This window comes from Frigoribacterium sp. AC759, from assembly GCF_979256015.1.
On record NZ_CEEDMT010000093.1, the window covers coordinates 1 to 272 of the forward strand.

The window sequence follows — 272 nt, forward strand, 5'->3', positions numbered from 1 at the left end:
GTCTGGTTGGGGGTTCGAGTCCCTCCGGGCCTACCATCCCTGTGTTGGGACCACTTCGGTTACGCCGACTAGTTCAGTCTCTCTAGAGAGTGCGAGGCACGACGTACCGCTCACCGTCGAATGGCAAGCGGATCGTGCGGGGCGCCTCGGGTCGGTCTGCCGTGCGGCACTCTCCGCTCTTGGTTTCGCTCGAAGTGCTGTGTGTCCGGCGCTCCAGCACAGAAATGTCCTGCCCGTGCGGGCCGGGAATCATTCGCAGGATGCGCTCGGTC

General features: G+C 64.0%; 1 protein-coding gene. It reads right to left on the reverse strand.

The window, feature by feature from the left end:
* Positions 1–82: 82 nt before the first annotated feature.
* The coding region (locus ACZ6JE_RS15220; protein WP_464319484.1) for a hypothetical protein at positions 83–272 on the reverse strand (190 nt) is incomplete at its 5' end.